The organism is Streptomyces sp. NPDC012935 (assembly GCF_042900345.1).
Lineage (GTDB): Bacteria > Actinomycetota > Actinomycetes > Streptomycetales > Streptomycetaceae > Streptomyces.
The window spans coordinates 1143449-1169196 of record NZ_JBIBBC010000001.1; the positions used below are offsets into that span (position 1 = coordinate 1143449).

The window sequence follows — 25748 nt, forward strand, 5'->3', positions numbered from 1 at the left end:
CCAGGGGTGGTGGGCTCAGCCCGCGCTGTGAGCCTTGTCGACCGCCTTCGCCAAGTGGGCATCAACAAGGCCGGGGCTGCCGGAGACCACGACGACCACCGTCCCGGTGCGGACGGCTGTCTGCTTGACGAGGTGGCTGCGTCCACTGGCGGTGAAGGTGAGCAGTTGGCTCCACCGCTCATCGCCCAGCCGGGCCGCGGTCACCTTCTGAGTCGACACCTTGACGGGGGTGCTGCCGAAGAAGACCTGGTACGTGGGGCAGGAGGTCATCGCTTCGGAGATCCGTCCCACGCCATTCGAGAGCCTCTCCTCCGTGTCGCTGTACAACTCCTCGGCCACCTCCGAGTTGCTGACGGGCGCATAGGTGAAGGACGTCTTCGCCCTGCGCGGGAAGTCGAGGCCGCCACCGACAACGGCCTCGCCGCCGAGCTCGTCCAGGGCCGGGCAACCGGACACTGTGACGTCGTCATTCCCCTGGTGCTGCTGCGGCTTGCGGACATAGCCCTCGCCGAGGTCTCGCTCGTCCAGGAGGCGCTTTCGCAGCTCAACCGACGACAGAGGCGCGGGCGCCGGAGCGTGCTTGCCCTCCTGCTGTTTGGACGCGGAGGCGGAGAAGACCGGACCCTCGGTAGACGTGCTGCCGGTGGAGCAGCCCGCCATGGCCAGGACGGTGAGGGCGCTCAGGATGAGGGCGGTCGTGGTGTGAAGGCGCATGCGGAACCCCTAATTGGCTGCGGAGCTGACGGTCTGACCAGGCCGGCCCTCCGGCGCCGGCGATATCCAGGGGCAGAGGCGTGGGGTTTCGAGGTCAGTGGCCGAGGTGACGCAGCCCGTCCTCAAGGGTCGGGTGCCACTGGTCTACCGGACCGGAATTGCGGTTGTACCAAGCAGCGTCCAAACGGGGCTCTCGCACCTGGTGACCGGCCCTGCAGCGCAGCCACACCGAGGCGTCGCGCATGCAGAACACGATCCAGTCCCGGTACACGCCGCACTCGTGGCAGGCACGGATCTCGCCCTAGATGACAAGCGGCTGCTCCCAGCGCATCATCAGCCCGGCCAGCTCCTGGCGCGAGGGAGCCCGCAAGTCTGACGGAAGGACGTCAGGCGCCTGCGATGCGGCCGGTGCCACCGCACCCGCGATGTGGTCCGGCAAGGCCACTCAGCGTGCATCTGCTGTAGGAGCGCGTAACCCGCGCGCTGGGCTTCACGAAACGCGCGGTCCGCTCGGGCACGGCGAAAGAACAAGGACACTTCCTCACTGTCGTGCGGCGGGCACAGAATTCGTGCCTCACCCATCTGAACTGCCAAAACGCAGGGAAACCCCGATGCCCAGCACAGCAGTCCGCAACTGGGCGCAGCGTCAGCTGCGGCGGACGATGTTGAGCCGCCTCTCGGCGCTCTGGGGAAGGGTGCGACGGGACACCGGGGCAGGCGAGGCCAGCGAACGCGGCGACCAGATCATGCGGGACACTGGCGCTGAAGCTGGCACACCACAGATACGGGGCGCCCAGCACAGGCTCCGCCCACGCCTGCCATCCCACCAGATCAGGGCGCGGATCGGCGTCCTGGATGAACGGCGGCAACATCTCCAGGGAGACGCAGGAGGCACATCCGGGGTCCATGGCAGTCGTGCGGGGGCGGTCCACGTCGCGGATCCAGCCCCGGTCACTCAGCGCGTGGAGCACCGTGTCGGGGCCCGCGAAGCTAGCGTCTGGCGCGTCACGGGCGTCGAGAGCGACAAGAAGGTCGGCGAGCGCCTCGTACGGAACGCCGGCAGTGAAGTACGCGTTCCACTCCACCATTGCGGAAGCCCCGTGCGGGCGGGCGCTCAGCTGCCAGGCAACGGGCAGGCCACCCAGCTCGAATGGGTAGCTGGCGAGGATCCCATTCGGCGCCACGCAGCCCGTCCGGGCTCACATACAGCAGGGTGTGGCGCGCTGTCGGCCACATGCTCCAGCCGAGGCTGGCAAGGGTGTCGCCGATCCGCTCGGCGAGTACGCCGTCGTCACCGGCCAGGTGCCGCGGAGTGACCCAGTACACCGGGTCTGGAGAGTCGGGATGAGATAGGCCGCTGGGGTGGTCCGGGTGCAGGGGCGCCTCCGTGGGCTCGGGGATGGGCTTTCCAGCAGGGTGTTTTACGTTGACATGCCCTGCCCCCGGACCACCATTCCCTTCGGGATCTTTCCTGTCTGCCCCCGGCGAACTTGGCCGCCGTTATCCCATGTCGAGTCTGAGATTTCGTGGCCGAATCTCACCGCGGATGGCCAGTCGGCGGCCGATCGGCCACGAATCCGAGATTCCCAGGAAAGACCGTTCACCTTAGAGCTCGTAACAGGATCTTGTTTGCGCGGCGGTCTAGGCGATCCATCCGTTGGTGGGAGGTCAGCGCGGAGGGCTCGGACGTCGTCCGTAGTAGGGCCTCACGGCAAGCTTGCGCTGGATTGACCGCAGCGTCCTGATCGTGGCCTCGTCGGTGAACCCCGTGGTCGTTGACCATTCGACGCCTGAGCCAGCAAGATCGCTGACAAAGACAATCTCTGTTGCCAGGAGAGTCCGTGCCCAGTCCACTGCCTTGAGCGGGGCATCTTCACCGAGTGCACGATTCAGCACGCGGCACTGGTCGAGTAGATCCTGAGCGTCCGCGAACCCCATGCCGACGGCGAGGGGGTCACTGCACCGGGCAGGCCCGCCCCATTCAAGGAGGGAACGCCGAAGTAGTTCGACCTCGTGCTCGGTCAACAGCGCGCTCGCCCGCACCATATGTTCTGGCAACGACTCCCCCTCCCGTCTGAGTCGAAGAATGGTCACGTTACCTTCTTAAGGCGTCTCCAGCAGATGAGGCCGCAGGCAAGTGAGACGAGGGCGTCATGCAGGTCGAGGCGTCTTTCCCATCGGACGGCCAGGCGCTTGAAGTGATGCAGGAGCGAGAAGGTCTGCTCGACGACGTAGCGGAGCTTGCCCAGGCCCTTGATGTTCGGGGCGCCCTTGCGGGAGATCACCGGCAGGATGCGGCGCCTGCGCAACTCGCCACGGTTGGGGTTGCTGTCGTAGCCCTTGTCGGCCAGAAGGGCATCGGGGCGCCGGCGCGGACGGCCCGGCTTACCCGCGACGGGCGGGATGCCGTCGACCAGGGCCAGGGTCGGGGTGACGTCGTTGACGTTGGCCGCGGTGGTGATGACCTTGAACGGGGTGCCGTTGCCGTCGCAGATCAGGTGGTGTTTACTGCCCGTCTTCCCGCGGTCGACCGGTGACGGGCCGGTGGCCTCGCCCCCTTTTTCGCTCGGATGTGGGAAGCATCCACACAGGCCCGGGTCCAGTCCAGGGCGTCGGCCGCGTGCAGCTCGGCGAGCAGGATCTGGTGCAGTTTCTCGAAGACGCCGGCCTTCTGCCATCGGCCCAGCCGGCGCCAGCAGGTCTGTCCGGAGCCGAACCCGAGCTCCAGCGGCAGCAGTTGCCAGCTGACGTCGTTGTAGAGCACGTACAGGATGCCTTGCAGGCACAGCCGGTCATCCACGGGCTTCGGACCGGGTGCCTTCTTGGGCCACGACGGCAGCAACGGCTCAATCAGCGTCCACAAGTCGTCGTCCACGTTCCATGGTCGGTTCCCCACACCCCACGAACGACGGAACCCTCCTACAAGCCACTCCCCATCAGCGCAGGTCCACAAGATCGTGTTACGAGCTCTTAGGGAAGCCAGTCACGCCGAACCCTTGCAGGCGCGGTACACGGATCTGATTCTGGGCTTTGCGATGGAAGGCCGCCGGCCACTGCTGCTGCCGCTGAGGCGTGCGGACTCACTATCTACTTCAACATGAACGTTCGAATTCGATGGCATCCCGGGGTGAATCCTGCCGTTGCGTGTTCGCATGGCTGTTGACGTCGGCTAAACACTTCTGGTGGGGCGAGAGATGAACAGGCATGAACACCATCACAGCCCTGGTGCAGGGGTGGGCAGTTGAGGGGGCAGCCTTCGTGCGGCACGTGTTGCCGTGGCAGTCCGCCTGCTGCGTCTTACTCATCGTTGGAGTGACGAAATTCCTTTCGGAGACGTCGCGCCGCAAGACACTGCTGGCCATCACCACGCAGGCGCCGCCCGGCACCGTAGTGGCGCAGGAGGCTGGCATGGGGGGTCCGAAAATGTTGATTCAGGTCGGAGGCGGGGCAGGGTCGCTTCCGGAGCGGGACTCATGACGCCTCGAATCCCGGCGCATCACTGGGATGAGATTGCGGTCCTGTACATGAAGTTCCGTGATGCCATGGTCAAATTCGCGGACCGGCTGCTTGGTGGCAAGCTTCATATGGCTCGCGACCTGGTTCAGGAGACATTCAAGGCCGCTGCCTTGCAGTGGGGTACTTTGCGCACCCGAAGCGAGTGCAGTCAACGGGCGTGGCTGTACCGAGTGCTGAAGAACAAGGTCTTCGACCAGTGGAAAGCAGCCAGACACTACGCAGAGAGCGTCAGCGGCCAGGACATGGTGTCCGACGTGGATACGCCGCGTACGGCGATCTCCAATCTCCTTTTGCAGAAGTGCTGGAAGGTCGTCGACAGCATGCCTTGTGCTCAGCGACGGGTGGCACTGTTGAAGTGGCAGGGCGAGTGGACCAACCATGAGATCGCCGCACACTTGGACATCGCTCCGAGCACCGTACGGGTCCATCTGAGCAACGCGCGGAACACGCTGGTCGCGGAACTGGGGGGCGAGGTCGTCTTCCCATCCGAGTGGAGGGACGACGATCCAGGAGAGGAGGCAGCGGGATGGGGAACGCCCAGGCGTGGTCAGGCGTGACCAACCCCCCGTCGAGGGCCGGCGTGCCCGTCAGGGCTGACGACCTTCTCAAGCAACTCGACCGTGTAGTGGATGCGCAGGCTCCAACGCAGAGTGCTGTTGAAGGCTTGAACGAGTTGAGGGAGTGGATGGCCGAGGAGAGGCCGTCCCCCCAGGAGCCAGTCGAGCGGTCGGCGCTGTCTTCCGGGGATCGGCGATATGACGCGGCCAGGCATATGGCGCATGAGCTGCGGCTGCCGACCACCGAGAACTGCCTGTTGCTGGAGCGCCAAGACGAATTTCGCGCGATCGACGAAGCGTTGGCGGAGCTGGGCAGAACCACCGACCGTGTGGGGCGACCGCGGCGCACCGGGCTGCTCGCCTTCACCGGCCCGGCCGGACTGGGCAAGACGGCGCTCATCGCGGAAGCGCGTGCCCGGGCCGCGGCACACGGTTTCACGGTGTTGTCGGGCAAGGGCGGCGAGACGGAGCAGGAGTCCGCGTTCCGCGTGGTGCGCCAGCTGGTGCAGCCCGCCCTGGCAGCGATGGACGAGGCGGAGCGCCGTGTCTTCCTGGGTGGTTGGTACGACATCGTCGCCGCCGCACTCGGACTCAGGGCGCCAGACCCCACTCGGGCACCGGACCCGACCGGGGTGCGCGACGGCCTGGACTGGGTCGTGACCCGCCTCACGGTCATGAAGGCACCCGTCGTCCTGCTCCTGGACGACATGCACTGGGCCGACATCGAATCTCTGAACTGGATCGCTTCCTTCGCCCCACGAGCCGAAGACCTCCCACTGCTGATCGTCGTCGCCTACCGGCCGGACGAACTGCCGCCCGACGAGACCACCTTCCGCGCGCTCATCGAGCATCACAGGAACCGCCCCTACGCCCTGAAACCACTCACGCCGTACGGCGTGGCACGAATCATCAGGGAGAAGGTGGGCGAGGGAGCCGAGGACGAGTTCTGCCAGGAATGCTGGGCGGTGACCGCAGGGAGTCCTTTCGAGGTCGTCGAACTCGCCATCCGGCTCGGCGAACGGCAAGTAGCAGGCACGCAGGACGAGTTGCCGGTGGTGCGGGATCTGGCCTCGGCGATCAGGGGCCGCGGGCTGATCGAGCGACTGCAAGGGCTCGGTGCGGCGACCGTCCGCTTCGCGTGGGCCGCCGCTGTTCTGGGTACCCCCATCTCGCCGGACCTCACGGCTGCCCTCGCCGTCCTCGACAGCGAGGAGGCCGCCGAGGCGATCCGCACACTGCGCGCCGCGCGAATCCTGACCGACGCCCCCGGACAGGGCGGTGACCTGGAGTTCGTACATCCGCTGATCGCCTCGACGATCTACCGGTCCATTCCCTCGGCCCTGCGAATCGGTCTGCACAATTACGCGGCAGATGCTGTCCGCGCCGCGGGGTTCGGTGCCACCGCCGCTGCCCGGCATCTGCTGGAGGTGCCCTGCGAGGGCAGCCCCGAAGCAGTCGAATGTCTGCGGGATGCCGCGCGGGAGTACCTTCACGCGGGGGCGCCGGAGGCCGCCCGGCGCGTGCTGACCCGGGCGCTGCGGGAGCCGCCCCTCCCGCAGGACCGTGCAGCGCTCCTCCACGAACTGGCCTGCTCGACCTCCCTGATCGACCCCAGCCCCACGATCCGTCATCTCCGGGAAGCTCTGTCGGAACCCGGAGTCGACCCCGAGCTGAGGGCCTCCATGGTCCAACGGCTGACACAGGCGCTGGCCCACACCGACCAGGTGGCCGAGGCGGCAGCCCTGGCCGCCGACGAGGCACGGCAGGCGACCAACCCACGCATCCGGCTGCGTATGCAAGCCGATCACTTCGTATGGAGCGCGCTCCGCGCCGACGAGCCCGACTCGTCCGCCCGCTCGCGCCGGCTGGCGCGGCTGGCCGAGCGCCTGACCGGCCGCGGTCTGGAGGAGCGCTACATCCTGGGCCTGCGAGCCTGGGACGCCATGATGCGCGGCGAGCCGCGGCAGACCGTCCTCTCCCATGCCGAGGAGTCCCTGCGCGGCGGACTGAGCTGGACTGATGAGAACCGGGGCTTCGAGGTACCCGTTTCCGTCGCCCTCGTCTTCATGTACTGCGACCAGCCACGGCGGGCCGAAGAGCTGTTCGCTGAAGGGATGGCCGAGTGCGAGTCCAAAGGCTGGCGCGGCTCCCACCTGGCTGTCGGACAGGCCCTCTTGGCCTACATCCGCTACCGCCGCGGCTGCCTCACCGATGCGGAGGCACTGGTACGGGACGGCCTGCGCACCGCCGAGCGAGTGGAAGGCGCGGTGCCCGCCCAGTGGTTCGCCATCGGCATCCTCATCCAGACCCTTGTCGCCCGCGGGCGGACGTCCGACGCGCGTAAGCTCGCCGATTCCTACCGCTATGGCGAGATGGTTCCGAATGCCGTCGTCTACCCGGATCCCCGCACGGTGTACGCCGAACTGCTCCTGGCCGAGGGGCGGCAATCCGAGGCCGAGCGCATCCTGTCCGACGTCGGGGACTGGCTGGAGTCACGGAACTGGCGCAACCCGACCTGGTGCCCCTGGCAGCTGCACCTGGCGTCCACTCTCGCCTCCACCGATCCCGACCGGGCGGTCCGCCTGGCCCGGGAGGCCGTCGAACGGGCCCGGCACTTCGGTGCGGCGTCCGCGATCGGCCAGGCACTCCACACCGAGGCCGAAGTGACCGGCGGGTCGGCGGCACTCGACCTGTACGCCGAGGCCGTCGACCACCTGGAACGGTCTCCGGCCTCGTACGAGCTGGCCCGGGCCCTGGTCGGATACGGCGCAGCCCTGTCCCGGAACGGCCAACTACAAGAAGCCGCGGATCGCCTGTTCCTCGGCCTGGAAGCTGCTGTCCACTGTGACGCCGAGGCTCTGGCCGCCCACGCCAGAGAGGAACTCTCGGCGGCCGGACTGCGGCCGCTGCGCCACGCGCAGAGAGACACACTCACCGCCCATGAACGACGCGTTGCCGAAATGACGGCCCAAGGCCACCCCGCAGCGGTGGTCGCGAAGGAACTGCGCATCACCGAACAGGGTGTGAAGCGACTGCTCTCCTCCGTCTACCGAAAGATCGGCACCGACAACACCGGTCTCGCCAGAGACCTCGGTGCTCTCTCCCGCTTGTAGCGATACCACGCAGCGCCCGTCGACTCCATGGGTGGGCCCGAAAGCGGGCACCGCGCGACTCGTACCCGTAGGTAGGCCGAGCAGGGCGACCCAATCACCCGGCTGTTCCCTCTGCTTGTGCACTCAACGGACGAGGCGTACCAGGACTGAGAAATCAGGACCGTTTCGCGCTTGAGGAAATGACTCAAGGCTGGGACAGCATGCAGAGGCCACGGCGTGAGACTGCCTCAAAACGTCCACGACATCATGTCGCTGCATGACACGGAAATGGAGAACCTGCATCCCATCGAGACTCGTTCCGAAACGGAACAGACAACGCCGCGAAGTTGGGTGGGGCTCCACCCTGAGAAGCTGTGGACGGGGCCCCATCCGATCCGGCGCTACGCCTTCGTGGCGTACTCGACGAATGCCGCCCAGCTGCTTCGCTGGACGGCCAGCATTCCCCAACCGCGCGCCTTCGTGTCCCGAACAAGCACGTGCTCACGGTCGTTGTCGGCCACTTCGACGCAGTTCTGCGTCTCTGTGTAGGAGCTGGTTCGCCAGTTCGGGGTCATGGGCTGCATGGTGCGCTCTCCTAGTCGCTCGGCATCTGATCGAAGTGTTGGATCGCTGTGGAGATGAGGTCTCGGACGGCGGTTCCGTAGACCGCCGACTGTTTCAAGAGGGCGAACGCCTTGGTGTACAGCTCGATTTCTCGGGGCTGCGTGACGGAGAGCTCCGCCGAGTAGGTCTCGACGAGGACGAGCCGGTCATCGAACATCGAGAACGCGTTGCCCGGCCATATGGAGGTTGGCGCCGACCGGGGGACGATGCCCAGGCTGAGGCGGGGTAGCCTCATCACGGCCAGGAGGCGGTCAAGTTGCCCCCTCATCACTTCCGGGCCGCCGAAGTTGGTGTACAGGGCCTGTTCGCCGAGTAGGACGTTGAAGATGCGATCCCCTTGGTACAGGTACTGCTGCCGCTCCAAGCGCTTCGCCACGGCGGCTTCTGCGTCGTTGGGGATCTCGTAGTAGCTGACGCCCTGTTGGAAGACCTCGGCGGCGTACTCGGAGGTCTGGAGAGTTCCCCAGACGACCGTGGGGTGCCAGATGCGGAAGACCTTGGTCCTGGCGTACACCGGAATGGCTTGGCGCTGCCGCTTCTCGACGCCGGTCTGGAGTTGTCGGCGCCACTCGAGCCACAGCTCGTCGACGTGGCGGACGATCGCGACCAGGTCCCCCAGTTGGTCGCCCTGGCCGGTCATCTCGCACCAAACGCGGATGTCGTCCTCACTGGGGCGCTGTCTGCCGTTCTCGATGCGGGAGACCTTCGACTCCTGCCACGAGGTGGCACGCGCGAATGCCCGGCCGCTGGTGAAGCCGGCGTCCTTGCGGAAGCCGCGCAGCCGGGCACCGAGCGCTTGCAGTGCCTCTTCTACTTGCGTGGTCACGGGTCGGTCAGGGCTTGTACTCGGGGTGGGGGATGGCGGCGTCCCACAGCCGGTCCCGCAGGCGCACGCACACGGCTACGGTTGCCGGATCTTCGACGATCTCCGATCCGAGGACTCTGCCGTCGGAGTCGAAGTGGCCCACGGCGAGAAGGCGGTCGTCGTACAGCCACCAGTCGTTGCCTCCCACGGGGAAGGTGACGCCGTCGGGCAAGCGGTGCCGGGGCAGCCAGCGAATCTCTTCGCCAGCCTCTTCGTTGAGGGCGGTGGTGGCGTGCTCCCACTGGATGTAGGGAGTGTGCGGCTCCGTGACCACGCGGACACGTCGGACGGTTTTCCCTTCCCCGGTGACACGCCGCATGAGCTGCGTCCACGGTTCCATGTAGCAGTAGTCGACGGTCTCACCGCGCAGCCAGCTCGTGAACGGGCTGTCCTCGTCGGGGACGGAGTAGTCGTCCCTCAGCTCCAGATGGAATGCGTCCTGCGCGAAGCTCTCAAAGAGCTGGTTGCGCTCGGCGCTGGAGATCAGCTTCACGCGGTTCCTCCAGTAGGGCGATGATCGCGGTCTTGGGGACCTCGACCACGGTCTCGTAGTCCGGAATCTCCATCTGGGCCAGGGCCTCGGGGTCGTTCACCTCTCGGCCCTGGACGACGAACGTACCCCCCGGCGTCAGGATCATGATCGGGTCTTCGAGGCGCCTGATCTCCCCGGTCGGCAGGCCGTCCTTCGTGAGGTGCTCGAACAGCTCCGTGGGCACCTCCACCGCCGTCTCCCTCTCGGAGATCTCGAGTTGCATCAACAGGTCGTTCGCGAAGATCTTCCAGCCCTGGACGAGGTAGGTGTCCCGGTCTGTGGCGTACAGGGTCGGGCAGTCGCCGACCGTGGAGTTCTTACCAAGGAACCGTAGCTTCATGGTCGTTCTCCTGTCTGCTGCCTTGCTCGGGTTTGCGCGACACGACGATGGTCGAGGAGTCGTTCGAGGCCGTCAATCGGCTTACTGCAAACTCGCGCAATCTTCTTGGGACTTGGGTGAAGGCCGCTCTACGTTCGTCTGCGAACCGAGCAACCGAGGCAGCAGCCGCCCCAGGTTGCAGTACGAAGGGGAGATGCGTGATGGCCACCGTGCCCGACGAACGCAAGGCTCCAGCCGTCGACTGCCTGCCCATCGACACGGAGCTGATCGCGGGCAGCACCGACGCCGCACTGAAGATGGAGCTGAGTACCTCCACCCGCGAGGACATCAACGCCAGGACGACGGTCATCATTGAGCAGCTGGGCCTGCTTCTCGGCGGGGAGCTGGGCGCCGATGAGGACCCCGCCGTCAGGGGCCTGTGCAGAGAGGCAGACAGGCTGCTGACGCTGTCCGAGCGGCCCACGAAGGAGACGCCGGCCTTCAGTGCCTTCTTCTTCATGCGCGACGTGGCCGGGCTGACCCGCCGCCTGCTGTGGGTGTACACGGAGGAAAACGGCCATGCGCCCTGACCACCCCTTGCTGCTTCGCCGCTCGCCCGCGCCTGCACGTGCCGCCTGCGCGCCTGAACCAGGCTTCTGGTGCGAGTGGCGTCACACCGACGGCCGGTGCATCAGCTCGGCTGCGCAGCAGACCGCCGCCTCAGCCGTCCGATGGGCCCGAATCCAGATCCGCATCATCGCCTCGGTCGTCGAACCGGCGTTCATCGACCCGCTCGTGGACCGACGCGACCGGGGATGGCGTGATGCCGCCTCCGCCCTGAAGCAGGGAGCGGACTTCACGCTGCCGCTCACGGCAGAACCCCACTCCTTCGTCTGGCACGCCCGTCCCGTCGCCTTTCTGCCCCTCGTCGGCGGTCACCCGAGGCCGCACCTCCCAGACGGCGGTCCGCCATGGGTTTGAGGCCGGACGAGTTGTGGGGCCGTTTCGACTGGCAGAACGGGAGCTGCTTCAGGTGCGAACAGACCGGCGTTCCGGTGGCAGAGATCGGCGACATCACTGTGGCAGACAGGGCCTTTCCCCTCTTCGCCTGCCAGTGGTGCGTTTTCAGGCTCGAACAGCTCCACTGGACGATGAGCGAGCGAGCCATCCGCCGGCAACGCGCCCCCAGCTCCGCGCTCGCGCAGCCTTACCCCGTCGACCAGTGGCCCACCAGCGCGCCACTCCACAGACCGCCCGCCCACATCGCGTAGGAAGTCGGCCGCGCTCAGCCGGGTCTTCAAACCCCGCCCCCGCTGTTCGAACTGGAGGCTTCCCCTGGCCTCCGAAAGACAGGTCGCAGCGGGAGCGGGCCAGCCGCATCGAACTACTCCGGCGCGGGGCGCCTGCCTCGCCTCCGACCCTCTGTACGGCCCCTCCCCCAACCCCTCGGCGCACGCCCCCGAGAAGGAGAACGCTCGTGGATGACGTCCCCGGCATGACGACCCGGAACAACGACAGTGCCCCTGTGTCCGACCAGCAACTACGCGATGCCATGGTGCAGCGGCTGATCGAACTGGGCGCCGCACGCAGCCCCCGCGTGGTGGCCGCGTTCCGCTCGGTCCCCCGACACCTGGCCACTCCCGACGTGGCCATGGCCAGGACTTACGACGCCGAGTACGCCGCTGTGACGAAGACGGACGCCACGGGCGTGGACGTCAGCTCGGTGTCTGCTCCGCGCATCCAGGCCATGCAGATCGAGCAGGCCGATATCCAGCCGGGGATGAGCGTCCTGGAGATCGGCTCCGGCGGCGTGAACGCGGCCTATCTCGCCGAGCTGCTGGGAGAGCAAGGCCGCGTCATCACGATGGACATCGACCACGATGTCACACAGCGTGCGAAGGACTTCCTCAAAGGGACCGGTCACCGGAACGTCACCGTGATCACCGCCGACGGCGAGCACGGCGCGCCCGGCCATGCACCGTACGACCGCATCCTCGTCACCGTGCAGGCAGCCGACATCCCACCGGCCTGGATCCACCAACTCAAGGAAGGCGGCCGACTCGTCGTCCCGCTGCGGATGCGCGGCATGACCCGCACCATCGCCTTCGTCCGCGACGGCGAGCGTCTGGTCAGCGACGGGTTCGAGCTGTGCGGCTTCGTGCCGATGCAGGGCGCCGGCGAGAACCGCGTGCGCCTGGCCGTCCTCCACGACACGGACGGCGAGGAGATCGCCCTGCGCCTGGACGGACACCCCGAGCCCGACACCGAGGCCCTGCGTACCGCACTGCGCACCGCGCGCGCCGAGGCGTGGTCCGGCGTGACCCTCGCAGGCGATGAGTCCAACGAGCATCTGGACCTGTGGCTGACGACCGCCCTGGACAACCTCCCCCTGATGGCAGCGAAGCCCTCCGCCCGGCAACGCGGCCTGGTCGCCTCCGCCTCGCCGCTCGGCGTGCCGACGCTCGTGGACGGCGACAGCTTCGCCTACCGCACGGTCCGCGCCACCGATGACCCCGACCGGTTCGAGCTGGGCGCGGTCGGCCACGGGCCGCAGGGCAAGGCCGTCGCCGAGCGCCTGGTCGAGGAGATCCAGACGTGGGACCGCGACCATCGCGGTCACCGTGCGCACATCGAGGTCCACCCGGCCGGAACCCCGGACGACCAACTCCCAGCAGGCCGCGTCATCGACCGGCTGCACACGCGAATCACCGTCTCCTGGCCGTGACGCCGCCCGCGTCGCGATCAGGCCGTAAGACACATCCACCCACCTCTGCAGACGAGGAGAACGCGATGGCACCGCAGAACACAGGCACCACTCTGAAGGCCGCCACGGACTTCGGGGCCGCCACAGAGTCGGACTTCGACCTCCGTATCGAGACCGTGGCCTCCGCCCCGGTCCTCGGCTCGCTACTGAACGACACCAGCGACAACTGCGGCTCCACCTGCCAGTCAGCCTGCTCCAACAGCACCTGCATCGGCGGCTGACCCGCCGCGCGGGGCCGGGCCGAGGCTCCTTGCCCAGCCCGGCCCCCGCACCGTCGTGACAATGAAGGAGGCACGTCCCATGTATCGCGCTATTGATGCGGGCATGATCAGAGCTTCGGTGTTCCCGTTGGCAGCGACGCTGCCCCCCTGGCCAGGCCTGTACGGCGACGCCGCCGACACGCACCGGTTGGATGAATGGATCGCTCAGGTCTGGACGGATGACACCGTGGCCCCCGCGATCGAGGTCGCCACCCCCCTCCTTGCCGACACTGTCCGTCAGGTGCTCAGCGGAGAACGCCGGCGACCACGGGTCGTCAGGCGCACGGCTGTCTCTCTGGCTCGCTACCTGCTGCGGATGCAGCACCGCGCCACGCCCTTCGGGCTGTTCGCCGGGCCCGCACCCGTACGTGTCGGGCATGCAGCCCGAGTCCAGTGGGGCACCGAACACCGCGCCTTCGCGCGCGCCGACGCGGTGTGGATGAACGACGTCATCACCGCCCTGGAACGCGACCCGGATGTGCTGCGGCACCTGCATGTCATCGCCGACCCCACCTGCACAGCGCGCGGGGGCCGGATCACAGTGCAGCACCAGCCGGGCGGCCCTGACGGCCCAACCGATACGCGGTTACAGTGCACCCCGGCCGTCGAAGCGGTACTGGCTCTCGCCCGTTCGCCCATCGCGGTCGGCGACCTCACGGCCAAGCTGTCCAGCCGCTACCCCGAGACCCCACCTGCGATGATCGAGGACATGCTGCGCAACCTTGTCGCGCACCGGGTACTTCTGAGCAGCCTGCACGCCCCCATGACGTGCGACGACGCTCTCGGTCACCTGATCGACCAGCTCGAAACAGCCGAAGCCACCTCTGACACGGCGAGGAAGCTGCGGCAGATTCGCACACTCCTCACCGCTCACAACAGCGGCCCACTGGACAACCAACAGTCTCTCCGCGCACAGGCTGGCGCAAGGATGAACGCCCTCACCGGCATCACGGACCGCACTCTGGTCGTCAACCTACGGCCCGACTGCGACGTCGTCCTACCGGAGATCGTGGCCCGTGAGGCTGAGCACGCTCTGGAGGTCATGGCCCGGATCACGCCGTACCCGAACGGTTCTCCGTCCTGGAATGACTACCGGACGCGGTTCCTGGAGCGCTACAGCATGGGCGCCATCGTCCCCTTGCGTGACCTCACCGACCCGGACACCGGCCTCGGCTTTCCCGTCGGCTACCGCGGGACGGTCCTGAAGCGCACAGTGCTGGCCACGAGCCGCCGCGACGAACACCTCCTCGCCCTCGCCCAGCACGCCGCTCTCAACGACCAGCGCGAGATCGTCCTCAGCGAGGAGGACATCCAGGCGCTGTCACTCGGCAAGCCCGACCAGGTTCCCGCGCACGTCGAACTGTGCTTCACCGTGCTGTCGCCCTCCCTGAAGGACCTGGAGCGCGGCCGGTTCACACTGACCACGGCCGGGCTCTCCCTCGCAGCCGGCACCACCACCGGCCGCTTCCTGACCATGCTGGAGCAACCCGACCGGGAGCGGATGACCGCCGCGTACGCCGACCTGCCGACGCTCACTGTCGGCGCCGCCCGAGGCCAGGTCTCCAGCCCGCCGCTGCGGCTGCCGACGTACAACGTCGCACGTGCCCCGGCTGTCTTGCCGAATGTGCTGTCCGTCAGCGAGCACAACCCGCAAGCCACCCTCGACCTGGACGACCTCGGCGTCGTCGCCGACTCGCAACGCCTGTACCTGGTGCAGCTTGCCACCGGTCAGCTGATCGAACCGTCGGTCATGAACGCCGTGGAACTCGCCAACGCCACCCACCCACTGGTCCGCTTCGTGTGCGAACTACACCGCTCACACACTGCGGTCCTCCTACCCTTCGCCTGGGGCGCGGCAGCCCAACTGCCGTTCCTGCCAGAAGTACGCGTCGGCCGCACCATCCTGTCCGCCGCGTGCTGGCGACTACGCGCCCGAGACCTCGGCGGGGACAACTGGGCCTTCCGCTTCACCGACTGGCGCATCCGCTACGGCGTGCCACGCACCGTCTACGTCGGCAGCGACGACCAACGGCTGCGCCTGGACCTCGACATCCCCGCCCACGTCCAGCTCCTTCAGGCCGAGCTGGACCGAAACGGCACAGTGGTGCTGCACGAGGCGCCCCCGGAGAGCGCGTTCGGCTGGGTGGGACGCGCGCATGAGATCACCGTGCCCTTCGCCGCCGACCAACCGCCGGCCCCCGCGCCCATCTCCCGGACCACGACCGTGGTGAGCCGCACCTCCGGCCGGATACCGGGCGCGAGCGAGTGGGCGTACCTCAAGCTGTACGGCAACTCCGACCGCGTACCGGAGGTGCTGACCACCCAACTGCCGCGGCTGCTGAGCGACTGGGAAGCCGAAGCGCCGGACTGGTGGTTCACCCGCTACGCCGACCCTGACAGCCACCTGCGACTGCGGCTCCGCCTGCCGGACCCACACACCTTCGGCGACGCTGCACAGCGCGTCGCCGCGTGGGCCGCAGAGGTACGCGCCGAAGGACTGATCCAGCGCGTGCAATGGGACACCGACGAGCCGGAGTCCGGTCGCTACGGCACCGGCACCGTCTTGGAGGCCGCCGAACGGTTCTTCGCCGCGGACTCCGCCGCCGCCCTCGCGCAGATGGCCCTGCCCACCCCCGATCACCTGCGGCCTGCCGTCACCGCCGCCAGCTTCGTGGACATCACCGACGCCTTCCTCGGCTCACCCACAGACAGCCGGACATGGCTCACGACCAACCTCCTGAAGAGCGACGGCTCCCCCGCACCCCGTGACGTACTCACCACGGCGATCCGCCTCATCACCCCGGACCCCGACCGCGCCTCCCTGCACTCCCTGCCGGACGGCGCCTACGTCGCCACAACGTGGGCCCTGCGCCGAGACGCCCTGACCGCCTACCACCAGGCCCTCAAAGCCAACGGTGCCGACCCAGCCGCCGTACTGCCATCCCTGCTGCACATGCACCACAACCGCACCGCCGGCATCGACCCCGACGGCGAAGCCGCCTGCCGCCGCCTCGCCCGCGCCGCCGCCCTGTCCTGGACCGCCCGCGCCCAAGGAGCCACGTGGTGACCACCGCCCCGCCCGCCCCCGAGGCCACCCTTCAGTCCCTCGCGCACGGCCCCCTCGGCATCACCCTGCTCCACATCGAAGCAGCCCGGCGCGGGGTCGCCTCATGGCGGTCCGTACACCGGGAACTCGCCGCCATCGGCCCCCTGATCGACGGAGACGATGCCAGCCTGTTCCTTGGCGCACCCGCGATGACGTACGTCCTGCACCTGGCCGCCGCCGACAGCGACCGCTACACCGGAGCCCTGCACACACTGGACGCCGTCGTCGCCGCACACACCCGCCGCCGCCTGGCTACCGCCCACGCACGCATCGACCAGGGCCGCTACGCCAGCTTCGCCGAGTACGACCTGTTCCGGGGCCTGACCGGACTCGGTGCCCTTCTCCTGCGGCGCCTGCCGGAGAGCGACGAGTTGAAGGCGGTCCTGGAGTACCTGGTCCGGCTCACCGAGCCCGCGGCTGGGCCCAGGGGGGAACCACTCCCCGGCTGGTGGGTCGGGCACGCCCCGGCCAGCCACCAGGCGGCAACGCCCGGCGGTCATGCCAACGCCGGTCTCGCCCATGGCATCACCGGCCCGCTCGCCCTCCTCGCCCTGGCCAAGCGCCACGGCATCACCGTGGGTGGCCACGACACCGCCATAGCCCGCATCTGCCACTGGCTCGACCGCATACGCCGCAGCGACCACCGCGGGACCCGCTGGCCGCGCTGGATCGCCGATACAAACCCGACACCCGTGGCGTCGACCGCACCGTCCTGGTGCTACGGCGTCCCCGGACTGGCTCGTGCGCAGCAGCTCGCTGCGATCGCCCTGGGCGACGAGGACCGCAAGAGGATGGCCGAACGCGCACTCCTGTACTGCCTGGCCGACCCGTCCCAGCTCGACCAGCTCACCACCCGCGGCCTGTGCCACGGAGTCGGCGGCCTGCTACGCACCGTGCAACGCGTCGCCGAGGACGCCGAAACCCCCACCGTGTTCACCGACCGACTCCCCGAACTCCGCGAACGCTTCCTAGCCCTCAGCCCTCCGAAGGACCCCAGCTTCCTCGAAGGAGCGGCAGGGGCAGCCCTGGCGTTCCAAGGCGCCGAACCGGGTCCCGCGCCCGCCACTGAATGGGACGGCTGCCTGCTCTTGTGCTGAGGAGATGAAGTGGACCACGAGGACCCCGGCGTGCTGGAGAACGCAGTGCTGTCCGTCCTCGCCGGCACGCCGGTCAAGGAGGCAGCTACCAGAGCAAGCACGTCCCCTGCCCGACTGGCCGACGCGGTCGAGCGCTACCGCGCCGCTGGCCGGGCCGCACTCGACACCCCGCCCGCGGACTGGCACCAGGTGAACATCAAGTTCGCCGACTACACAACCGCAGACCGCGCCTTCCGCGCCTACCTCCTGCCAGCCCTGCACGCCGGGCCGGTCGCAGCATGGTGGTTCGTGCGCAAGTACCCCTGCTGGCGCCTACGCGTCCAGCCGGCCCCAGGCGCGAGGACCGAGGACACCATCGAGCACGTCTCCAAAGCCCTCGACAGCACCTTGTCCTGCGGTGTGGCCACTCAGTGGTGGCCCTCGCAGTACGAACCGGAAGCCGTCGCCTTCGGCGGGCCGCACGGCGTGAGGCTCGCACATGCCCTGTTCCACGCCGACAGCGTCGGCGTGCTCCGCTACTACCAGCACGTCACCGATGACCGCGGGGAGCTCCTCGGGCCCAAGGAGACTTCCCTCCTCGTCACCACACTGTTCCTACGCGCCGCTGGGCTGGAGTGGGGCGAACAGGGAGATGTGTGGGGGCAGGTCGAAGCCAGACGGCCCCTATCCACAGACATGTCCCCCGACAAGGTCAGCGGCATGGTGGGCACGCTACGGCGGCTCCTGATGCTCGACGCCGGCCCTGCACTCTCCGATGGGCCCCTGATGCTTCTGCGTGCCTGGGTCACCAGCATGGAGCACGGCGCACGAGCCCTGAGCGCAGCAGCACGTGCGGGCGACCTTCAGCTCGGGCTGCGCGGCATCCTGGCCAGACACATCCTCTTCCACTGGAACCGCATGGGCTTCACCACCCGCCAGCAGGCCGTCTGGGCGCGCGCTGCCCGAGAGGCAACCCTAGGTTGCTGACAAAGCCTTGGCGCCGGCCTCGCCAGCACCAGCATGTGGATCTCACCTACGCCAGGACGGCGGGGCGCACTGCTGACCAGCCTCCAACTGAGGTACAGATATTGGCAGATGCTGCCCGAATGCGGGCTTGCCCTGTAGTCCTCGCGAGTGCGTAGATTGACCCCAGTTGATCAACAGGGGGGAGGCGGGGCGTGGCCAGGCGGGATCTTCGCACGCTGTTCAGCTCGAACGACCGGAGCATCTCCGCCGATGAGGCGTTCACGAACCGGCAGGCTCAGTGGCGGGCGGTGACGGCCTGCCTGGCAGAACACATACAGCTCGTAGCCGGCGCGGACTTCAATGTGGAGGACCTGGAGAGCCCGCGCCAGAACATCCTCGTCTTCCACGGCGTGGGAGGGATCGGCAAGTCCACACTCTCCCGCAAGATCGAGGCGTCGCTGGCCGGCAGCGAGCTTCGCCCCGTGCAATGGGAATCGCCGTCCCACCCCGAGGCGCGGACCCTGCCCGTTCGGATCGACCTCGCTCGTGCGGCACGCACAGACTTCGAGCGAGTCATCCTCACGATCCGCCTCGCCGTCGCCGCCCTCGGCCGGCCGATGCCCGCTTTCGACCTCGCCCTGCGCCGCTACTGGGAGCATAACCACCCGGGCGAACCGATCGAGGACTACCTACGCCGGGGCGGGCTACTGAGCCGCTTTAGCGCCGCGGCCGCCCTGCCCCAGCAGATACAGTCCGCCCTCAGCGACGTCGCCCAGGCCCTGCTCCTGCCCGGCACCGTCGGGGGCGCACTCGGCCACGGAGCCGGAGCGCTCATCAAGGCGTTACGCGAGCGGCGCCAATCCGTGCGCGCCCTCGCCGGCTGCTCCCGTCTGGCCGATCTCCTGGAAGCCGAGCCGGACCTGGAAGCCCTCAGCTTCTACCCGCACCTTCTCGCCTGGGACCTGGCCCAGCTCCCGGCCGGCAACAGCGCACTGCCCGTGATCCTGCTGGACGCCTTCGAGGACACCGGTGACCGCACCCACCGCGACTTCGAGCGACTGCTCCAGCGCATCGTATGGCTGATGCCCAACGCGTTCTTCGTCGTCACCGGACGCAACCGCCTCCAGTGGGCGGAGACGAGCCTGGAAGGGCAACTCGACTGGGTCGGACCGAACGCCTGGCCCGGCCTCGTCACCGACGACGCCGCACATCCCCGTTCAGGTGCCTCCGGCCGCCAGATCCTGATCGGCGACTTCTCCCCCGACGACTGCGAGGAGTACCTGGCCCGCAGGCTCAGCCGCGACGGGCAGCCGCTGATCGACGCACCGGTCCGCCGGGTCATCGCCGAGCGCTCCCACGGGCTGCCCCTGTACCTGGACCTGTCGGTCATGCGCTACCTGGAGCTGCGACGGGGCGGCAGGCAACCGCAGGTCACCGACTTCGACCACGACTTCCCCGCCCTGATCGCCCGCACGCTCAGCGACCTGACCGCCGAGGAACGCCACGTCCTCCGCTCGGTCAGCCTGCTCAGCGCTTTCTCCGTGCCTCTGGCCACCAAGGCCGCCTCCATGGACCACGACGCGCCCGCCCTACGGCTGATTGAACGTCCCTTCATCCGGGAGTCCCCCTCCGGCACGTGGCCCTTCCATATCCACGACCTCATCCGCTCCGCCATCCGCAACGCGGAGGACGGCAGTGACGACCGCTGGTCGCAGCAGGACTGGCAGCGCGCGGCCCAGCGTGCATTCCATGCCCTGGAGGAGGAGTGGCGCCAAGATCTCAGACGCGACCGAACCGTCCTGGTCGGCTGCCTTCAGCAAGGCTTGCTCCTTGCGCGGGACTTCGGTCTCGATCTCGGCTGGCTCGGCGGTGCCGCATTCCAGTATGTGGCAGATTCCATTTGGGAGCCGCTCGCGCTGCCCGCCGCGCGTGACACGTCGTCGGGCGGCCTGCAGACCACGGCGGATGCCTTGGTGGAAACGCTCAGCGCCATCGCCCGCCGCCAGCACGAGCACCGCGAGCGTACAGCCAGTCGGCTCTCGGCCGTCCTGGCATCGGGGCTGCTCACCGATGAGCTGGCCGAGCTGGCCACGTACTACCTGGCGAAGGCCCAACGGGATCTTGGGCTGACCGATGACTCGCGTCGTGGCATGCAGCGCGTTGCCTCCGCCGGCGGCCGGTTGGCCTTCGCCGCCGGCCGCGGCCTAGCGCATCTGAGCCGACTGTCCGGGGACTTCCCTGCGGCGGTGGATGCCGCCGGAAGGCTGGGCTGGGAGGGACGGCACCAGCGAGTGCTTGGGGACGTGTGGTGGGTCCAGGGAGACATGGACCGGGCCGCAGCCGCCTACCTGGCGGCCCGGAGCGAAGCCGAACAGCACGGTGCGGTAGGCGAGACCGCAATGTCCCAGGCACACCTCGCCTTCGCCGTCGCCTTCACCGACCCTGCCCAGGCCGACGACGGGCTCGATCTGGCAGACCGGCTGCTGTTGCGCCTCAGCCTGCGCTCCGCCGAGATGACCGCACGGATCGCCGCATTGGTTCGCGAGGCCGGGTACGCCGCAGACCTGCCCGACCGGGCCGCCGTCCTCCTCGCCGAAATCGACGTCTCCGGAATCTCCTACGCCGCGGCCAAACTCCAACTGGCCCTGTGCTTCCACCATGCGGTTCTCGACGCTCGCGACGAACTCGCGGCCGGGATCTCCCTCCTGCACGAGCTCACCCGCAGCGGCGACTACGCGTACTACGTCGAGATCGCGCACTTCATGGCCGACCTCCCCCTCCCACCGAATGTCGCACAGGCACGGTGGATCGACGGGGAACGACGGACCCGCGAACGCTGGCGCAACATAGTGATGACGCGCCGCAATCGCCTGGGGACGGCCCGGTAAGCCCGGTATCCGGCGATCACCAGTCCTCAAAACCGGCGGGTGCGGTCGGCCAGCGGGCCGGAGACCAGTCGCAACGCCAGCGCCGCCGCCTCACCGGCACCAGTGACGACACCGACGACCAGGGCGGAATCGCCCAGTGAAGCCAGGAGGAGCCCGGTGACCGACCGTGCCCTCTCGTAGACGAAGTCAGCGAACAGACTGACCGTGCCGCACCACAGCACGACGGGAGCACGGGCCCCGGCCACCGTGCCGCGCCGCGAGAGGAGCCGACTGCGGTAAGCGCCTGGTGGACCATGTCGGCGTGGACGAGCCTGCCGCCTCAGGGGCCGCTCCCAAAAGAGCAGGTTCTCCTCGACCGACACGGGGAATTCGAGCCGCCTGACCGGGCCGTCGCCACTGGCGAAGATGCCGGGCCGTAAGGCCCGTGGAGGGGCAGGCGGATCTCCGGCTCCTCGGTGAGATGGCCCGCGTCGATGAGCATCGCCGCGGTGCGGGCGAGTGACACGCGGGAGACCGAGCCCCCTCCCGTTGTCACCCGGTGCGTCAGGCCCCGGATCGCGGCTGCGGCGATCGGGTATCCGGTGACGAAGTCGAGTGCTTCGACGGGAAGGTGCCGGGGCCGGTCGGCGTCGCCGAGCGTGCCCAGCGCGGTGATCGGCGTCCAATTTCCGGGGTCGGCGAGAGCCCAGGCCGTCGTCGCGTCGGCGAGGCCGGTGCTGAACTGGACGAGGGTGTCGAAGCCCCTGCGGTTCTGCCACGGGGGTCCAGCCGTAGGCGTTCAGGGCCATTTCCATCAGGCCGGGGCACGCGGCAGCACGGAGGTCCGGGGTGACGAGCTCGTCCAGACCGCCGGGGCGGTATCCGTGCACGAGTACGTCCGCCTCGGACAGCAACTCCAGGAAGCGCGCCCGGCCGTCCTCCGCGCGCAGATCCAGGAACGCCCAGGTTCACTGACGGCCAGTCAGGGCATCACGTAAGAGCAGGTCAGAAAACAGCAGACGTACCCTCACCAAGCGCCCTCCAAGCACCTAGTGCCTTTTGGCATGGCGCGATGCATCTGCGGTAGCGGCACCTTCCTGACTCACATTCACATTTTACGCAGTCGGCACCGCGTCGCCCGGACCACTACTCGGCCTTTCCTCAGCTGTCCGCCCGCAAGGACTTACGGCCCGTTCGATCGAACTCGCCGCCCGTGAGTGAATCCGCGACTCTGCAATCGAGGACGGAATACGTCCTGCGCGTTTTGCGCGATCCACCCGGCCGCGGCCGCCGCCTCCACCAGTCCCAGTCGCTTACACGATCACCCCACCGGATACATCGAACACATCAGAGACGAACCTCGAACATGTACACCCGTTAGAGTGAGGCGATTAACGCACCTCCGAAAACATTAACCAGTGATCATTGGACAGATTGCCCGACAGGCACGCCAGACGAAATTCGAACTGGTGGCAGGCAGGACGCTGCAGCAATGAAGCGACTGTCAGTGCCGCTTGGTACACAGTTCGTCGCTCGGGGAGCAGGTCCCCGACGTGACAAGTGGAGGCACCTCGGTGCAACTAACTTCGGATCAGCTGGCAGCGATCGACACCGTGGACCGGCACCTGGGAATCGTCGCGTGCGCCGGCTCCGGAAAGACGGAAGTCATCGCCCGGCGGGTGGTGAAGTTGCTCCAGCTACCCGGCGTGGAGCCGCGGCACATTGTCGCCTTCACGTTCACCGACCGGGCGGCCGGAGAGCTGAAGCAGCGCATCGTCTCTCGCGTCCGAGAGGAACTGGGAGATGTGCGTGGATTGGCCGAGCTTTTCGTCGGCACCATGCACGGCTACGCCTTGAGCATGCTGCAGTCCCAGGTGCCGGAAACGTTCAAATGCACTGTTCTCAGCGATGTGCAGGCTCGTGTTCTGATCGACCGCAATAGCCGGACCAGCGGCCTGACGACGACACAGATCCGCACCAAGGGCAAACCGACCCGTCCGATGAAGCGGTACGTCAACTCACGTCTCTACCAACGAGTTTTGGGGATGCTCCGAGAGGACGAGATCGACCAGGACGAGTTGCCGTCTGACGTGCTCGACGGCCTGAGCAGTTACCGGGCGTTGCTCCAGCGCCTTCACTACCTCGACTACAGCGAGATCCTCCGCCTCGCCGCGGACCTGCTGCTCCCGCCACCGAGTACGGGAGGGCCGACCGCCGAACCCGTGGTCAATCTGCGCGCCCACGTGCAGGATACGGTCCGCTACGTCGTGGTGGACGAATACCAGGACACCAACCCCGTCCAAGAGCAGTTGATCGCCGGCCTCATCCAGTTCGGCGCGAACCTGTGCGTCGTGGGGGACGACGACCAGACGATCTACCAGTGGCGCGGAAGCGCGGTGAACAACATCCTGACGTTCGCCACCCGCCACACCAGCGCCAAGACCGTGACGCTCAATGAGAACTTCCGCTCATCCGAGGCGGTGGTGGACCTTGCACGCCGGGTGGCGGAGGGCATCGATCCCGCGCGTCGGCTGAGCAAGTCGATGATCGCCAGTGGCCACCAGAGTTATGACCGCGGCGACCTGCTGGCCCTCTCCTTCGGTACGCCGCAGGAGGAGGCCGCGTGGATCTGCGACCGCATCGAGTGGATGATCGGACTGCCCTTCACCGACCGTGCCGGCGCGCCGCCACGGGGCCTGGCGTACGCGGACTTCGCCGTCCTCTTCCGCAGCGTGTCAGGCGATGCCGACCCGCTGGTCACCGAGATGCGCGCCCGCGGCATCCGCTACATCATCAAGGGCCTGAGCCGCCTGTTCCAGACCCCCGAGGTCCAGGCCGCCAAGACCTGCTTCGACTACATCGCCGGAACCGTCGACGGCGACGCCGTCGTCACAGCCTGGACGGACGCCCGGCTCGGGCTCCGTGAGGAGGCCCTGAAGCGCGGGGTGAAGATCCTCGACGAGGCCCGCGGCTGGGCGGAGGGCACGCCCTGGGACACCTATACGATCCAGGGCACCTACCAGCGCTTCCTGGGCGAGGTCGGCGTCCGCGAGGAACACCTGACGGCCGAGGTCGGCCGCGAGCGCAGTGAGCTCGCCTTCTACAACCTGGGACGGTTCAGCACCGCCATCGGCGACTACGAGCGCATCCACTTCCTCAGCAGCCCGCCCGACCGGTTCGCCACCTTCGCCAAGTGGCTGGAGCACCAGGCCGGCGACTACTACGAGGAGAGTGACGCCGACGCAGGATACGCCCAGCCCGATGCCGTCACGATCGCCACCGTCCACCAGGCCAAGGGCATGCAGTGGCCGGCGGTCTTCGTGCCCTGTATGCGCCGCAACCGCTTCCCCAGCAAACGGCAGGGCGGACTCAGTGTCTTCCACATCGTCCCGGAGGCCGCCGTCAACGACGCCGACCGGTACCGCGGCAGCGAGGACGACGAGCGCCGGCTCTTCTACGTGGCCGCGACCCGCGCCCAGAAGTTCCTCGTCCTCTCCTTCTCCCCCGGGCCGGGCAAGCTCTACCAGCGGGAGTCGCAGTTCTTCGCCGAGGCGACGCGCAACACCTACGTCCTGACCCGGGAGGCCGCCAGGCCCGACGAGTCCACGCTGAACCGACTGCCCTCCACCCCCCTGGCCGACACGCCCGACATCGTCTTCAGCTTCAGCGAGCTGAAGTACCTGTTCGAGTGTCCATACCAGTTCAAGCTGCGGTTCCTGTACGGCTTCGACTCGCCGTTGCAGAAGGAACTCGGGTACGGCAAGTCGCTCCATGACGTAATGGCGGAGGTTCACAAGCGCGCCGTGAAGGGCGACATCGTCGACACGACTGAGGTGGAGGCGCTCGTCGACCGGCACCTGCACGCTCCGTTCGCACCGGAGCCGCTCAAGGAACAGCTGCGCAACGCAGCCATCCGCTCCGTCCACCGCTACCTCCGCGAGAACGGCTCGCGACTGGCCCTCACCGAGCACTCCGAGCAGCCCGTAGAGGTGCATCTCACGCCAGGGGTGACGGTCAGCGGGCGAATCGACCTGATCCGCCGGATCGACACCGGTGAGCAGTCGATCGTGGACTTCAAGTCCAAGGAACGCGCCCAGGCTGACGCTGTCACCCGCGATCAACTGCACATCTACGTTGCGGGGTACGAGGAGCTGAGCGGCAAGCGCGCCGACCTCGTCGAGGTCCTGAACCTCGATGAGGGCAGCCGCAGCAGCCGCGAGGAGGTCAACGACACCCTGCTGAAGGAGATCTCCGGCAAGGTCGCCAAGGCCGGGGACCAACTCCGCCACAACGACATGCCCCGAAAGACCTCGTGGTGCGGCACCTGCGCCGCCTGCGACTTCGCCACAATCTGCCGGGACCGACCCCGCACTCCGTAACACTGCTCGACCACGTCGGCCCGTTGGGCCGCGGTGTTGTGCGACACCGGCACCACGGCCCAACCTCCACCCCTCCGACGCGACCGCCGTGGTCCTCTGGAACCCGGACCA

At 67.9% G+C, this 25748-nt stretch carries 19 protein-coding genes and 2 pseudogenes; 11 read left to right on the forward strand and 10 right to left on the reverse strand.

What is annotated here, in order from left to right; translation table 11 throughout:
* Positions 1-15 precede the first annotated feature (15 nt).
* The 3 genes and pseudogenes from ACFY5C_RS05010 to ACFY5C_RS05020 form a co-directional block, all read right to left on the reverse strand.
* Positions 16-714, reverse strand: coding sequence for a hypothetical protein (locus ACFY5C_RS05010; protein WP_389440454.1), 699 nt, complete (start codon positions 712-714; stop codon positions 16-18).
* Positions 715-1360: 646 nt separating this feature from the next.
* Positions 1361-2040 (reverse strand): annotated as a pseudogene (locus ACFY5C_RS05015) (DUF317 domain-containing protein).
* 764 nt (positions 2041-2804) lie between these two features.
* Positions 2805-3610 (reverse strand): IS5 family transposase gene (locus ACFY5C_RS05020; protein ID WP_389440456.1). Its coding sequence is split into 2 segments (ribosomal slippage): positions 2805-3290 and positions 3293-3610, totalling 804 coding nucleotides; the frame shifts between segments, so codons are not numbered across the junction.
* A gap of 308 nt (positions 3611-3918) precedes the next feature.
* Here ACFY5C_RS05020 and ACFY5C_RS05025 point away from each other — a divergent pair.
* The 3 genes from ACFY5C_RS05025 (at position 3919) to ACFY5C_RS05035 (ending at position 7900) form a co-directional block, all read left to right on the forward strand.
* Positions 3919-4191, forward strand: coding sequence for a hypothetical protein (locus ACFY5C_RS05025; protein WP_389440458.1), 273 nt, complete (start codon positions 3919-3921; stop codon positions 4189-4191).
* A complete protein-coding gene (locus tag ACFY5C_RS05030) occupies positions 4188-4787 on the forward strand; it encodes an RNA polymerase sigma factor (RefSeq protein WP_389440460.1) in 600 nt (199 codons plus the stop codon). The genes ACFY5C_RS05025 and ACFY5C_RS05030 overlap by 4 nt, the downstream gene beginning before the upstream one ends.
* A gap of 215 nt (positions 4788-5002) precedes the next feature.
* Positions 5003-7900: an ATP-binding protein gene (locus ACFY5C_RS05035; protein WP_389440463.1), complete on the forward strand. Its 2898-nt coding sequence runs from the start codon at positions 5003-5005 to the stop codon at positions 7898-7900.
* Positions 7901-8280: 380 nt separating this feature from the next.
* Here ACFY5C_RS05035 and ACFY5C_RS05040 read toward each other — a convergent pair whose 3' ends face one another.
* Genes ACFY5C_RS05040 through ACFY5C_RS05055 form a run of 4 tightly spaced genes read right to left on the reverse strand, consistent with a single transcriptional unit; the run spans position 8281 to position 10240 of the window.
* On the reverse strand, positions 8281-8463 hold the full coding sequence (locus ACFY5C_RS05040; protein ID WP_389440466.1) for a DUF397 domain-containing protein: 183 nt from the start codon (positions 8461-8463) through the stop codon (positions 8281-8283).
* 11 nt (positions 8464-8474) lie between these two features.
* Positions 8475-9329: a helix-turn-helix domain-containing protein gene (locus ACFY5C_RS05045; RefSeq protein ID WP_389440468.1), complete on the reverse strand. Its 855-nt coding sequence runs from the start codon at positions 9327-9329 to the stop codon at positions 8475-8477.
* Positions 9330-9336: 7 nt separating this feature from the next.
* A complete protein-coding gene (locus ACFY5C_RS05050; protein WP_389440471.1) occupies positions 9337-9861 on the reverse strand; it encodes a DUF6879 family protein in 525 nt (174 codons plus the stop codon).
* Positions 9821-10240, reverse strand: coding sequence for a hypothetical protein (locus ACFY5C_RS05055; protein WP_389440474.1), 420 nt, complete (start codon positions 10238-10240; stop codon positions 9821-9823). Before ACFY5C_RS05055 ends, ACFY5C_RS05050 begins: the two co-directional genes overlap by 41 nt.
* A gap of 200 nt (positions 10241-10440) precedes the next feature.
* Between ACFY5C_RS05055 and ACFY5C_RS05060 the strand changes: the two genes are divergently transcribed.
* A complete protein-coding gene (locus tag ACFY5C_RS05060) occupies positions 10441-10809 on the forward strand; it encodes a hypothetical protein (protein ID WP_389440476.1) in 369 nt (122 codons plus the stop codon).
* A gap of 130 nt (positions 10810-10939) precedes the next feature.
* On the opposite strand, the gene ACFY5C_RS05065 is transcribed toward ACFY5C_RS05060, so the two are convergent.
* Entirely contained in the window at positions 10940-11158 is a 219-nt protein-coding gene (locus ACFY5C_RS05065; RefSeq protein ID WP_389440478.1) for a hypothetical protein, read from the reverse strand.
* A 538-nt stretch (positions 11159-11696) separates the two neighbouring features.
* On the opposite strand from ACFY5C_RS05065, the gene fxlM reads away from it, so the two are divergent.
* The 6 genes from fxlM (at position 11697) to ACFY5C_RS05095 (ending at position 21279) form a co-directional block, all read left to right on the forward strand.
* Positions 11697-12944, forward strand: coding sequence for a methyltransferase, FxLD system (gene fxlM, locus ACFY5C_RS05070; RefSeq protein WP_389440481.1), 1248 nt, complete (start codon positions 11697-11699; stop codon positions 12942-12944).
* A 65-nt stretch (positions 12945-13009) separates the two neighbouring features.
* Positions 13010-13204 carry an FxLD family lanthipeptide gene (locus ACFY5C_RS05075; protein WP_389440484.1) on the forward strand — a complete coding sequence of 65 codons (195 nt, stop codon included), beginning with the start codon at positions 13010-13012 and terminating at the stop codon, positions 13202-13204.
* 103 nt (positions 13205-13307) lie between these two features.
* A complete protein-coding gene (locus tag ACFY5C_RS05080) occupies positions 13308-16310 on the forward strand; it encodes a lantibiotic dehydratase (RefSeq protein ID WP_389440487.1) in 3003 nt (1000 codons plus the stop codon).
* Positions 16307-17446, forward strand: coding sequence for a lanthionine synthetase C family protein (locus ACFY5C_RS05085; protein ID WP_389440489.1), 1140 nt, complete (start codon positions 16307-16309; stop codon positions 17444-17446). The genes ACFY5C_RS05080 and ACFY5C_RS05085 overlap by 4 nt, the downstream gene beginning before the upstream one ends.
* A 9-nt stretch (positions 17447-17455) precedes the next feature.
* A complete protein-coding gene (locus ACFY5C_RS05090) occupies positions 17456-18412 on the forward strand; it encodes a thiopeptide-type bacteriocin biosynthesis protein (protein WP_389440492.1) in 957 nt (318 codons plus the stop codon).
* A 191-nt stretch (positions 18413-18603) separates the two neighbouring features.
* Positions 18604-21279 carry an ATP/GTP-binding protein gene (locus ACFY5C_RS05095; protein ID WP_389440495.1) on the forward strand — a complete coding sequence of 892 codons (2676 nt, stop codon included), beginning with the start codon at positions 18604-18606 and terminating at the stop codon, positions 21277-21279.
* A 26-nt stretch (positions 21280-21305) separates the two neighbouring features.
* On the opposite strand, the gene ACFY5C_RS05100 is transcribed toward ACFY5C_RS05095, so the two are convergent.
* Together ACFY5C_RS05100 and ACFY5C_RS05105 are read right to left on the reverse strand one after the other, a co-directional pair.
* Positions 21306-21524, reverse strand: coding sequence for a hypothetical protein (locus ACFY5C_RS05100; protein WP_389440498.1), 219 nt, complete (start codon positions 21522-21524; stop codon positions 21306-21308).
* Between the two features lie 74 nt (positions 21525-21598).
* Positions 21599-22214: pseudogene (locus tag ACFY5C_RS05105) on the reverse strand (CoA transferase).
* Between the two features lie 618 nt (positions 22215-22832).
* Here ACFY5C_RS05105 and ACFY5C_RS05110 point away from each other — a divergent pair.
* On the forward strand, positions 22833-25637 hold the full coding sequence (locus ACFY5C_RS05110) for an ATP-dependent helicase (protein ID WP_389440501.1): 2805 nt from the start codon (positions 22833-22835) through the stop codon (positions 25635-25637).
* Positions 25638-25748 lie beyond the last annotated feature (111 nt).

Bases quoted from the DNA above. Each gene is read 5' to 3' on its own strand.
- ACFY5C_RS05025 (WP_389440458.1), top strand. From the start codon at position 3,919: ATGAACACCATCACAGCCCTGGTGCAGGGGTGGGCAGTTGAGGGGGCA.
- ACFY5C_RS05060 (WP_389440476.1), top strand. From the start codon at position 10,441: ATGGCCACCGTGCCCGACGAACGCAAGGCTCCAGCCGTCGACTGCCTG.
- ACFY5C_RS05075 (WP_389440484.1), top strand. From the start codon at position 13,010: ATGGCACCGCAGAACACAGGCACCACTCTGAAGGCCGCCACGGACTTC.
- ACFY5C_RS05055 (WP_389440474.1), bottom strand. From the start codon at position 10,240: ATGAAGCTACGGTTCCTTGGTAAGAACTCCACGGTCGGCGACTGCCCG.
- ACFY5C_RS05080 (WP_389440487.1), top strand. From the start codon at position 13,308: ATGATCAGAGCTTCGGTGTTCCCGTTGGCAGCGACGCTGCCCCCCTGG.
- ACFY5C_RS05035 (WP_389440463.1), top strand. From the start codon at position 5,003: ATGGCGCATGAGCTGCGGCTGCCGACCACCGAGAACTGCCTGTTGCTG.
- ACFY5C_RS05040 (WP_389440466.1), bottom strand. From the start codon at position 8,463: ATGCAGCCCATGACCCCGAACTGGCGAACCAGCTCCTACACAGAGACG.
- ACFY5C_RS05010 (WP_389440454.1), bottom strand. From the start codon at position 714: ATGCGCCTTCACACCACGACCGCCCTCATCCTGAGCGCCCTCACCGTC.
- ACFY5C_RS05030 (WP_389440460.1), top strand. From the start codon at position 4,188: ATGACGCCTCGAATCCCGGCGCATCACTGGGATGAGATTGCGGTCCTG.